Consider the following 11,637-nt stretch of genomic DNA (forward strand, 5'->3'; position numbering starts at 1 on the left):
ATCCACCTCGGGAATTTCAATTATACGGATATCCCCCTCTAAAGCTTTCTTTTGTCGAAATGAAATATTCCCGTCCTTTCTTTCTGAACTCGTATTTTCTTCTTCCCCTTCCAGATAAATTTCTCTTATGGGAAGATTTTTTCGGATGACGGCATTCACCCCCTGCTCCAGCTCCTCCAGTTCCTTCTCGCTGAATTCTCCGTCAAAATCCACGGTCATGTGGGGATTTTCCCCGAAACATTCCATGTGAAAACCGCTGTTTTTATAGGGAAAACTCTTGCTCACAAGGCCTGAAAAAATATGCTCTGCACTGTGGTTTTCCGACTGCCATCTCCGAAAAACCGCGTCAAACTTACAAAGGACTTTTTCTCCCTCAGGCAAATCCACTTCTAAATAATGCCACAGCTCCCCTTCATTTTCCTCCACAAAGAGAAGCTCTGCACCGGCAATGCTTCCTCTGTCACAGGGCTGGCCGCCTCCCTCCGGATAGAAGAAGGGCTCCGAAAGTCTATAGCAAAAAAGGGAAGAATAGCTTCCTCCCCATTTTTTTATAAACTCTTCTTTTTCCTCTTTGGAAAGCTCCCGCTTTTCCAAAATAAGAAGCTCTTTTTCCGCCTCTTTCCCTCTGATTCCTCTTTGATAATATAAGGCTTCCTTAATCATTTTTTCCTCGTTACTCATTCTAAGAATAGCTATATATTCCTGCTGAAAGCAAAAAGTTTGATACTCTCCCTTTTGCTTCTTAAACCAACCCTAAATCCTTTAGCGTAAGATATATACCGTCCTCCCAAATGGGCTTTGCCACAATATCCGCCTTTTCTTTGATATAAGGAATGGCGTTTCCTACAGCTACTCCAACATTTGCCCAAAGAAGCATTTCCTCATCATTAAAGCTGTCGCCGAAGGCAAGCGTCTTTTCTCTGGGTATCTTGTAAACCTCGGCGATTTTCTCTAAGCCCATAGCCTTGCTGTAGCCCTTTTCCAAAAGGTCGGCCCCGGTGTCTCTGCTAAAGGGAAAGACATTTAACTCCGGAAAATTCTTTCTAATAGCCTCTGCCCCCTCTACGCCACCGCAATAACAGAGAGCGGAAACCTCTTCTTGTAAAAGTTCCTCCACCGGAGCGAAATTCCTGTCGCTTTCCTGCACAAAATTCAGGTCGTACTGTACCACCTGTTCCTCTTCCGTGAAATAATCCCTATCCTCTATGGCGGTTCCAAGAGCAATATGATGTTCCTTTCCAAAGCGAATCAATCGTTCCAGCAAATCCTTGGACATCACGCTATGCATCAAAACTTCCTGCTTCTCCAAGGGATCCAAAAGCACCTTGGTACCGTTCATCTGCACCAAAGCATGGGGAGCGATTTCTTTCAAATAGTCGTAAGAATAGCGGTCATACATATTTCTGCCGGAAGCCAGCACCACAAGATAGCCATTTTCCTTTAGGCGTTCAATGGCTTCCAAGCTGGAGGGCGTGATAGCTCCCTTCTTATGGTCTAAGAGGGTATGGTCTAAGTCAAAGGCCACCATCCCCTTTTTCTTTTCTCTATTCTTCGGACAATTTACTTCTTCTCTCATCTTTCCCTATCTTCTCTATACTGTATTCCGAATGATATATGCTGCTTTATAACTTCTAACAAAAGCTGCCATAGCTTCAGCTATAGAAATAGCCAGAAAACCGCTTTAGATTCTCTTGCTTTCCTCACAGAAAGCACGAATCTTCTCCGCCATTTCCTTGGTGAAATCTTCCTTTTGGAATCGATAGCTCCAGTTACAGCCTAGAACGGAGGGCTTATTCACTCTGGCTTCCTTTCCCTTATGGCAATAATCCTGATAAGGGATAATTGCCGTGTTGGATCTGGAATTTAAAGTCAGTTTAATGAAAAAGTCCACATAATCCATAGCCAGGAGCTCTTCCACGGTTTTTCCCACATAGTCTGCTGCCATCTGTCGATCCGCATCTTCAATTTCCAAGAACCATTCCTTTAAGACCTGATTATCATGGGTTCCCGTATAGCAAACCGTATTTTCCGTCCAAGTATTGGGCCGATAATCTCCACTTTCTCTGGAGTCAAAGGCAAATTCCAGAAGCTTCATCCCGGGGAAACCGCTGTCTTCCACCAGTTTTTTTACAGACTCTGTGACATAACCCAAGTCTTCCGCAATCACCGCCTGCTCTCCCAAAGCTTCTCTTAAAGCATGGAACAAGTCCATTCCCGGACCCTTCTCCCAGTGGCCCCTTTTCGCATTTTCATCCCCGTAAGGAATAGAATAATACTCATCAAATCCCCGGAAATGATCCACTCTTACCACATCATAAAGAGTAAAGCAGTGCTTCATTCTGGAAATCCACCAGGCATAGCCTGTTTCCTTATGCTTTTCCCAGTCATAGAGAGGATTTCCCCAAAGCTGTCCATTTTCCGCAAAGGCATCGGGAGGGCAACCTGCCACCGCCTTGGGTCTTCCCCCTTCCAGTTGGAACAGGGAGGGGTTGTCCAGCACATCAGAGGAATCCAGAGAAACATAGATGGGAATATCTCCAATCAGCTGAATCCCAAGGCTATTCACATAGGCCTTTAAGCTTAGCCACTGCTTTTGGAAAAAGTACTGGCAGGCTTCGTGAAACTCCTTAGGATAGGGAAGCTTTCCTTCCATAAAACGGGCATAAGAAGAAAGCCAGAAGGAATTCTTCTCGCAAAAGTCCTGAAAAGCCTTTTTTTCTTCCTGTCCTTCCGGAGTATTCAGCTTTTCGAAAAAGCGGTCCATAGCTTTCTTCAGCACAGGATAACGCTTTTCATAAAGCATACCGTAGTCAATTTGGCTCTCGGAGGCATTGGCAAGCTCTGCACAATCCCCTTCTGAAAGATAGCCCTCCTCCTGTAACTGCTCCAAGTCAATAAAATAGGGGTTTCCGGCGAAGGTGGAGAAGCTTTGGTAGGGGGAATCTCCATAGCCCGTGGGGCCTAAGGGAAGAATCTGCCAATAGCTCTGGCCCGCCTCTTTTAAAAAGTCTGCAAAGGCTCTGGCCTCCTTGGAAAAAGAACCGATACCGTATTTTCCCGGCAAGGAAAATATAGGCATCAAAAGTCCCGCTCTTCTTCTGTCTAAAATTTTCTTCTCCATACTACTCTCCTATTCTCATTGAATGAAATATCTCGCTTTCGGTTTTTTCTGCGATTTGAAATTTTTTTCTTCGCCCAAAAAAGCTTTACGCTATTATCTCTTATTCAAAATCGTCATTTTTCGCAATTGTATCACAGTAAATGCAACGATACTGTCTTTTTTGTCCCTGAATTCGCTTAAAGATGTGCGGCAATTCCTGCTCTGTAGAGGTAATGCAACGGGGATTCTTGCAATGCAAAACGTTCTTTAGGGTGTCCGGTAAAGACAGAGTAGCCTTGTTCACCCGTTTTCCATCCTGGATATAGTTTACCGTAATGCCCGGTCCGATATAGCCTAAGACATTTAGATCCAAGTCAATGTTTTCCGCAATCTTTACAATGTCCTTCTGTCCCATCTTCTGAGAATGGCAGTTTTGAATCAAAGCCACCGGGCTCTTTACACTGTCCAGTCCCAGATATTTGTATACCAGCATACTTTTTCCGGCCTTAATATGATCCAGTACAATTCCGTTTTCGATTCCGTCAATCTTCATCTTTTATCCTTTCTCTATGCTAAATTCTCTTTCCATACAAAATGGCTTAATGATTTTCAATACCTTCTGATAAAACTCTTCGGCATGCTTTTCCAGAAACTTCTCACTTATAGTCTTGCTTCAAGTTATGCTTTAAGCTGTTGTTCAGGCTATCATTTTTAGATCCAAATTTTTTTACTAATCCAATCCTAATAGATACAGAATCAATGCCATACGCATCTGCTTTCCACAGAGAGTCTGGTAGAAATACTTGGCTCTTTCATCCTGATCAATCGCCACGGAAATCTCATTTACACGGGGAAGGGGGTGAAGAATCGCCATATCCTTCTTGGCATTTTCCAGCTTTTCCTTGGTCAGGATGTAAATGTCCTTCAAACGAAGATAATCTTCCTCGTTAAAGAAACGCTCCTTCTGCACTCTGGTCATGTAAAGAATATCCAGCTCAGGAATGGAGCCCTCTAAGTCAGTGGTTTGAATGAATTCCGCTCCTTCTTCCTTCAGCTTTTCAATTTCGTACTCCGGCAGCTGCAACTCCTCCGGAGAAATCAGAATATAGCGATTATTGGGGTAACGGAGCATGGCGTCAATCAGGGAATGTACGGTACGACCAAATTTCAAGTCTCCACAAAGACCGATGGTTAAACCGGAAAGCTCTCCTTTACATCTTCGAATGGTTAAAAGGTCAGCCAAGGTCTGGGTAGGGTGAAAATGTCCGCCGTCTCCCGCATTGATAAAGGGTACGGAGGTATGGTTTGCCGCCACCACCGGCGCTCCCTCCTTGGGATGTCGCATGGTAATAATGTCCGCATAGTTGGAGACGGTCTCAATGGTATCCGCCACACTTTCGCCTTTGGCTGCAGAGGAACTGCTAGCTCCGGCAAAGCCCAGAACAGATCCGCCTAATTCCAACATAGCCGCTTCAAAGGAAAGTCTGGTTCTTGTGGAAGGCTCGAAAAAGAGAGTCGCCAGCTTCTTATGCTTACATCTTTCCCAGTACTCTTCTTTGTTTTTCTCAATCTTATCCGCCAGATCCATCAAATGATCCAGCTCTTCAATGCTCAAATCCAAGATGTTAATAATACTACGATTTTCCTTTGCCATTTTCTTTCCTTTCCTATTTTTGCCTACAAACCATTGCGAAATCAGCTTTTCATCTTGTTTCTTCCGGAATATTTTCTTCAAGGAAAATTCCCTATAGAAAAAGCTCTATGCCTCTCTCCAGGACTCATCGGAGGGGTTATCTCTGAAGCGAAGCAACTTTTCCTGCTCTTCCTTCTCAATGTAGCCCTGCTCCACCGCCACAGGAAGAAGGGCGTCCAGGTCGCAAAGGGAGTGGTTTACTACCTTGGCTTCTGCCAGTCTGTCTTTTCCCTTCTGCATGCCATAGGTGAAAATGCTGACAATCCCCAGAACTTCCGCTCCATTTTCCTGTAAAACCTTTACGCAGTCCAGTACGGAGCCTCCGGTGGAAATCAAATCTTCCACAACGACTACCTTGTCTCCCTTACTAAGCTTTCCTTCCACCTGATTCTGTCTTCCGTGATCCTTTGCAGAGCCACGAACATAACCCATGGGAAGGCCAAGAATCTCTGCGGTAATGGCTGCATGGGCAATCCCTGCGGTAGAGGTTCCGAAAAGTGCCTCCGCCCGGGGAAACTCTTCCTTTACAAGCTCAGCCAAGCCCTCTTCGATTTGTCTTCTTACCTTAGGGAAAGACAGGGTCAGACGATTGTCACAGTAAATCGGAGAATGAATCCCTGATGCCCAGGTAAAAGGATCCTTCGGCCGTAAAAATACCGCCTGAATGGATAAAAGTCCCTTTGCAATCTCTTCTTTTCTTCCCATAATATCTCCTTTTCTATCTTATACGCTTTTCTATAATTTATTACGATGGTATCACTAAACCGTCGGACCGTTTCTCGATTAGCTCTCACGAAGCTTTACACATTCCGATGGAACTAGGCATCACAAAACTGACGTACTGCCTCTCGATAGCCTCCACCGCGCTTTACACATTCCGATGGAACTAGGCATCACAAAACTGACGCACTGCCTCCCGATAGGCTTCCACCGGATTCTCCGCCTTGGTAATGGGACGTCCCATGACGATATAGTCGGAGCCCACCTTCTTGGCCTCCTCCGGAGTCATGACACGCTTTTGGTCACCCACTTCTCCTCCGGCAAAACGCACTCCGGGGGTAACCGTTAAGAAGTCTGTGCCGATTCTTTCATGGATTTCCTTTGCTTCATGGGGGGAGCAAACCACTCCGTGAAGACCTGCCTCCTTGGCATTTTCCCCGTAATGAAGTACCACTTCCTTCACGGTTTTCGGAATCAAAAGCTCCTCCTCCATCATCCTCTGGTCGGTGGAGGTAAGCTGGGTTACGGCAATCAGGATGGGTAAATGCTCTCCCCCGGAAAGCCCTTCCAATCCCGCCTTCATCATTTGGATGCCTCCGGAAGCATGCACATTGGTCATATCCACGCCTAAAGCTTTCAGAGAGGCCATACCTCCCTTTACGGTGTTGGGAATATCGTGAAGCTTTAAATCCAGAAAGATAGAATGGCCACGCTTCTTAATCTGCCGTACAATCTCCGGTCCCTCGCTATAGAAAAGTTCCATTCCTACCTTAACATAGGGCTTCCGCTCTTCCCCCTGAAAGAGGTCTAAAAAGTCCAATGCCTCCTTCCCTGTCGGAAAGTCTAAAGCTACAATCACATCTTTTCCCATGGTCTATCCTTTCTGTCTGACTTACGTAAAAGCTATATCTTCATTTCTTATCTCGCAAAGCGAAAAAACTTTTTCTATTAATCAATAATTCCGATTATCTCCTGTAAAGAGGAAATCCCCAGTTCTTCGCAAAGAATGGGAAGATTCTCCAAAATATCCCGGCAAATGTAAGGGTGTACCAGATTCTCCGCCCCGATTTCCACCGCACTGGCTCCCGCCATCATCATTTCTATTACATCCTCGGCAGAGGCGATGCCTCCCATGCCGATAATGGGAATCTGCACAGCCTTTCGCACCTGATACACCATTCTAAGGGCAATAGGAAAGACCCCGGGTCCGGAGTAACCTCCCACCTTATTGGCTAAAACCGGTCTTCTTCTTTTTATATCAATCCGCATTCCCAAGAGAGTGTTGATTAGGGAAATGCCGTCGGCTCCTGCTGCTTCCGCCGCCTTTGCCATTTCCGTTATATCCGTTACATTGGGGCTTAGTTTCATATAGACAGGCTTCTTGGTTTTTTCCTTTACCCGCTTACAAACCTCCGCCACATTTTTGGCATCGGTTCCAAAGGCCATACCGCCGTTATGCACATTGGGGCAGGAGATATTTACCTCTAAAAGCCCTACATTTTCCACCTTGTCCATCTCCTCCGCAAGGATAGAAAACTCATCGAAGGAAAAGCCCGAAATGTTTGCTACCAAAGGCTTATGGAAAATCTTTTTTAAGGCAGGAAGTTCTTCTTCCACCACCACCTTGACCCCCGGATTTTGCAGGCCAACGGAGTTCAACATCCCCATGGGGCACTCTGCAATACGGGGCAGGGCATTTCCTTCTCTTGGCTCCACCGTAGTTCCCTTAAAGGAAATGGAGCCCAAAATATTTAAGTCATAGAGCGGTGCAAAGTCCTGTCCGAAGCCGTAACAGCCGGAGGCAGGAATCAAAGGGTTGTCCAAGTCCAATGAAGAGAGTTTTGTTCTTAAATCCACCATTTTTTCCACTCCTTACCATACAATCTCATCATAGGAAAATACCGGTCCGTCCTTGCAAATCCGCTTCATGCCGGTCTTCATTTTCCTGCTACAACCCATACAAGCGCCAAAACCGCAGCCCATTCTTTCCTCAAAGCTGAACTGTCCATCCTTTACCCCTTGGTACACAGCCTTTAACATAGGCTCAGGGCCACAGCAAAGAGCATAGTCATGCTGCCCCAAAATGCTTGTTACAAATCCCTTGGCGCCGTAGGAGCCGTCTTCTGTGGTGATGTTGATAGGAACGGAAAGGGCACGAAACTCCTCCTCAAAAAAAACATCTTCCTTGGTTCTAAAGCCTAAAGCCACATAGGGATGCTTATTCTCCTGCACCAGTTTTTTACATAGATAGTAAAGGGGAGGCACGCCTACTCCGCCTCCGCAAAGCACCGGATGGTCCGGAACCTTGCGAAGATCATAGCCATTTCCCAAACCGGTTAAGAGGGAAAGATATTCCCCCTCTTCTTTATAAGAAAGAAGCTCTGTGCCCTGTCCCAGTACCTTGTAAATTAAAGTAAGCTGATCTCCCTCCACATCACAAACCGAAATGGGGCGGCGAAGATATTTTCCCGGAATCTCCACTTCCACAAACTGCCCGGGTCTCTGAATTGCCGAGCAATCCCCGTCCATTTTCATAAGATATACATCCTTAGCCAGGGGACGATTCTCTAAAATCTTAAACTCCCGTTCTTTCATCTTCCCTCTTCACTCCTTTACTCCCAAAACCTTGACTCAAGTTTTTCAATATTGAAAGGCTCCCGGTACTTTACCCCGGTCTTTCAAAACAAAGGTATACTTCCTGCATATCCTTCTTCTATACAAAAAACCGGATTAATCAAGAAGAATACTTTCAAAATAAGCACTTAATCCTCTAAGAAGCCTTTTTCTCTGTCATAAATCTCTTTTCCCTCATAAAAGGTCTTCACTACCTCACCCTGAATCTCCATACCGGAAAAGAGAGTGCTTCTTCCCATGGAGTAAAACTTTGTGGGATCTACCCGATAGACTTTCTCACAGTCTAAAATGGCAAGATCTGCCTCTTCTCCCTCTGCAATATACTTGGGACCACAAATAGGGAAAAGCTCTCTTGGCTTGGTACACATGATTTCTAAAAGTCGGTATAAAGAAATTGCGCCGTAAGCCTTTTTCCCGCTATCTTTGAAAAGCTCTTCCGTACCGCACTTTGCCTTTCTAAGATCCACCCGCTCCGGATCCTGATCCAAAGGATTTCGAAGCACCATGTTATGTAGCATGGAGGCAAATGCTGTCTCCAAACCCACAATGCCGAAGGAAGAGCCGTCTAAGCCCTTGGACTTCTCCTCCGCACTATGGGGGGCATGGTCCGTAATCAGGCAGTCCAACACGCCTTCCTGTATACCTTTAATCAATGCCGCCCTATCCTCCATACTGCGGATAGGAGGATTCATCTTCCAGGAACCATCCTCCTGTAAATCCTCATCGGTAAACATCAGGTAATGGGGACCTGTCTCTCCGGATACGGGCAGTCCCTTTTCCTTAGCCTTCTGAATCAGCGCTACAGATTCCTTGGTGGAAACATGACAAACATGGTACTGGGCACCGCTTTCTTCTGCCAAATGAATATCTCTTTCCACCTGCTTCCACTCAGAAGCACTGTTGATGCCGATATAGTCGTGAGCCTCTGCAAACATGCCATCATGGATGCAGCCGCCGGGTTTTAGTTCCCTTTCATCCTCACAATGGGCAATCACCGCTTTCCCCACCGCCTTCGCCTGCACCATGGCTTCCAGCATCAACCAGTCATCCTGCATGCCCTTTCCGTCATCGGTAAAACCGATGACATAGGGAGCCAATTCCGCAATATCGGATAACTCCCCTCTTCCACTCTGATTTTTCGTTAAGCTTCCATAAGGATACACGGCAATACAGGCATCCTCGTGAATTTTATCCATTTCCAAAGTCAAATTCTCTATGGTCGAAGGAGGGGGATTTAGATTCGGCATAGCGCAAACCGCCGTGTAGCCCCCATGGGCAGCCGCTCTGCATCCACTCTTGATAGTCTCTTTATAAGAAAAACCGGGCTCCCGCAGATGTACATGTACATCCACGAAGCCCGGAACTATTAATTTTCCATCCATGTTATAAACGATGGCACCTTCTTCGTCCATTTTAGAGAATTGAAGAAATAGTTTTCCCTCAGAAATCAAAAGATCAGCCTTTACGATTCCTTCCTTTTTGTAAACAAAGCCATTGCGAAGAACGATTTTATTCACCCTATCCTCCTTTATTCCTGTCTCTACGTCCGACAGAGTATAGCAAAATTCCGAAGGTCTTGCAAGAGGATAGAGGAAGCTTTACTAGTCCCTAACTTTAGAAAGCCTTATTCGTCCCAGCCTTCCTTCGGCATAAGAAAAGCCAGCATAGTCTTTTCTTCTCCTTCGCCTAAAACGATGTCATCCAAATGGGTCTGCCTCGGGAAATCCATGGACTCCTCCGACTCCACTAGCAACCAGTTCACACCGGCATAGCGAGCATCTTCCAAGGCCTCTTCCTTTGTTTTTCCTTCGCCGTAGCATTCCTCCAAGTCGATTACATCCACTCTGTAGCCATCTTCTTTTTTCCGAATTACCGCAGGATAATAATATGTCATTCTAACCTCTTTCTATACTGGTGGGGCGTCTCTCCCATAATGCTCTTAAATATCTTGATAAAATTCCCTTGATTATGGAAACCGGTGGCTTTAGCCACATCCAAAACCTTATCCTCTCCCCCGGAGAGGATCTCCACCGCCTTTTCTACTCTGTAACGATTAATATATTCCAGCGGGGAAATCCCCACATTGTTTCCAAAAAAACGAGTAAAATACTGCTCGTTTAACTGGCATAGATTTGCCAAATCCCGAATATAAATCTTCTCCGCATAATGCTCACGAATATATTCAATACTATTTTTAATAAACAGCACCTGCTTTTCCTCTTCCACCAAACGCCTTTCCGAAATCATCCCCATACCTTCCATAATGGCAAAGAGCTGCAACAAGCCCCCCTTAACCATCATGTGGTCTGCCAGTCTCTCCAGACGATAGGAATTGCTGGAGGAAACAGAGCTTTCTTTCTTCCCGTGCTGGTGAAACAGCTTGTAAATTTCCGAAAAGCCCTGTACCATCTCCAAAAATCCCAAATGAGACAGGCTGATTTCTTTAGGAAAAAAGTGTTCTTCTTTTCTTAATTCCCTGAAAAATCCCTGCTCCAGAATATCCTCCTCCGAAAAGCAGAAATCCTCTAAACGGAAACATAAAGAATGCTCCACAGCCTTCTCTGAAGTAGCATACAAGCGATGGACACAGCCCTTGGGAATCAAAAACAAACATTCCTCTTCGATATTGATTTCTTTCAAATTGAGATAGAGCTGAAAGCTCCCTTCTTGAAAATAAATCAGCTCATAATAATCATGCCAGTCCGCCTCAACTTTTAAGCTTTCTTCTTTGGTGCTGACACTGGTATAAAGCCTTGGCAGCGGATACTCCCTGGGAATGGAGCTGTGTTTTTTTGTTCTTTGCATAGCACCTCTCCTCTTTTGGAATATCACAGTTTGCAATCCGGTAGAATAAAAAAATAAGCAGTTACATTCTACCATAGGGGAAAACTTTCCGCCATAGAAAAGCAGAGTTCTCTATAGGCAAAAAGACTAATTTTATAGGCCAAACTCTGAAAGTAAGCTTTCTAAATATAACTTGTCCCCTGCAGCTTTTTTGATGTCCTCCACCCTGCCCTTCTCGGCAAGGATTCCCATAAGAAGAGCCATCCTTTGCTTTCCACTCTCAACGCCTTTTTCCATTCCTTTTTCCATGCCTTCTTCAATACCTTCCCGAAATGCTTTTTGTCTGTATTGCTCTAACACTAAATTCATTTTTTGCTCTCCTTTCTTATCCAAGCGCCTTGATTTCAGCAAAGCTACTCTTTTCGATAAAATTTTAGATTGCATTTCCTCAGGATTCTCTCGATGAAAGTCTTTGGCAAGATTCCCTAAGGTATTATCCTGTTTGCAATCTGTATTAAAATATAGGATATGGGAACCATCCTGAAAATCAGCTCCTATTTCCTCTATCTTCCTCTCGATATGATAAAGCTGTTTCTTTGCTTTGAAAATATCCTTATCTGTAATGAATATAATATAGCTTTCGGGTAAATGCGTAAAGTCCTCCCCCTTTCCCAAATAATGAATATCCAACAGCCCGGCATGATAT

Annotated in this window: 13 protein-coding genes; all 13 read right to left on the reverse strand. The window is 45.0% G+C overall.

The window, feature by feature from the left end; translation table 11 throughout:
• Nucleotides 1-663, reverse strand: a 663-nt coding sequence (locus ACO4PX_RS04840) for an alanyl-tRNA editing protein (RefSeq protein ID WP_485571752.1), incomplete at its 3' end; no start/stop codon positions are given.
• A 79-nt stretch (nt 664-742) separates the two neighbouring features.
• Nucleotides 743-1,576 (reverse strand): HAD family hydrolase, encoded by an 834-nt coding sequence (locus tag ACO4PX_RS04845; protein ID WP_485571754.1) that lies wholly within the window; start codon nt 1,574-1,576, stop codon nt 743-745.
• A gap of 105 nt (nt 1,577-1,681) precedes the next feature.
• On the reverse strand, nt 1,682-3,121 hold the full coding sequence (locus tag ACO4PX_RS04850) for a 4-alpha-glucanotransferase (RefSeq protein ID WP_485571756.1): 1,440 nt from the start codon (nt 3,119-3,121) through the stop codon (nt 1,682-1,684).
• Nucleotides 3,122-3,221: 100 nt separating this feature from the next.
• The gene (locus ACO4PX_RS04855) at nt 3,222-3,653 is read right to left on the reverse strand and encodes an aspartate carbamoyltransferase regulatory subunit (protein WP_007156785.1); all 432 of its coding nucleotides are present in this window, start codon (nt 3,651-3,653) and stop codon (nt 3,222-3,224) included.
• Nucleotides 3,654-3,830: 177 nt separating this feature from the next.
• A complete protein-coding gene (gene pyrB / locus ACO4PX_RS04860) occupies nt 3,831-4,754 on the reverse strand; it encodes an aspartate carbamoyltransferase (protein ID WP_485571758.1) in 924 nt (307 codons plus the stop codon).
• Nucleotides 4,755-4,859: 105 nt separating this feature from the next.
• Nucleotides 4,860-5,498, reverse strand: a complete 639-nt coding sequence (gene pyrE / locus ACO4PX_RS04865) for an orotate phosphoribosyltransferase (protein ID WP_315376165.1) — start codon at nt 5,496-5,498, stop codon at nt 4,860-4,862.
• A gap of 181 nt (nt 5,499-5,679) precedes the next feature.
• The gene (pyrF, locus tag ACO4PX_RS04870; RefSeq protein ID WP_308580376.1) at nt 5,680-6,384 is read right to left on the reverse strand and encodes an orotidine-5'-phosphate decarboxylase; all 705 of its coding nucleotides are present in this window, start codon (nt 6,382-6,384) and stop codon (nt 5,680-5,682) included.
• A 77-nt stretch (nt 6,385-6,461) separates the two neighbouring features.
• On the reverse strand, nt 6,462-7,373 hold the full coding sequence (locus ACO4PX_RS04875; RefSeq protein WP_183684553.1) for a dihydroorotate dehydrogenase: 912 nt from the start codon (nt 7,371-7,373) through the stop codon (nt 6,462-6,464).
• Nucleotides 7,374-7,385: 12 nt separating this feature from the next.
• Nucleotides 7,386-8,108 (reverse strand): dihydroorotate dehydrogenase electron transfer subunit, encoded by a 723-nt coding sequence (locus ACO4PX_RS04880; RefSeq protein WP_308580375.1) that lies wholly within the window; start codon nt 8,106-8,108, stop codon nt 7,386-7,388.
• Between the two features lie 167 nt (nt 8,109-8,275).
• Complete coding sequence (locus ACO4PX_RS04885; protein WP_485571761.1) at nt 8,276-9,664, reverse strand: dihydroorotase; 1,389 nt, start codon at nt 9,662-9,664, stop codon at nt 8,276-8,278.
• 107 nt (nt 9,665-9,771) lie between these two features.
• The gene (locus tag ACO4PX_RS04890; RefSeq protein ID WP_455010516.1) at nt 9,772-10,041 is read right to left on the reverse strand and encodes a type II toxin-antitoxin system HicB family antitoxin; all 270 of its coding nucleotides are present in this window, start codon (nt 10,039-10,041) and stop codon (nt 9,772-9,774) included.
• Entirely contained in the window at nt 10,038-10,952 is a 915-nt protein-coding gene (locus ACO4PX_RS04895) for an AraC family transcriptional regulator (protein WP_156778116.1), read from the reverse strand. Before ACO4PX_RS04895 ends, ACO4PX_RS04890 begins: the two co-directional genes overlap by 4 nt.
• Before the next feature lie 132 nt (nt 10,953-11,084).
• On the reverse strand, nt 11,085-11,637 hold a 553-nt coding region (locus tag ACO4PX_RS04900; protein ID WP_485571764.1), incomplete at its 5' end, for a nuclease/transposase family protein.

The sequence above is a fragment of the Oribacterium sp. genome, assembly GCF_057249185.1.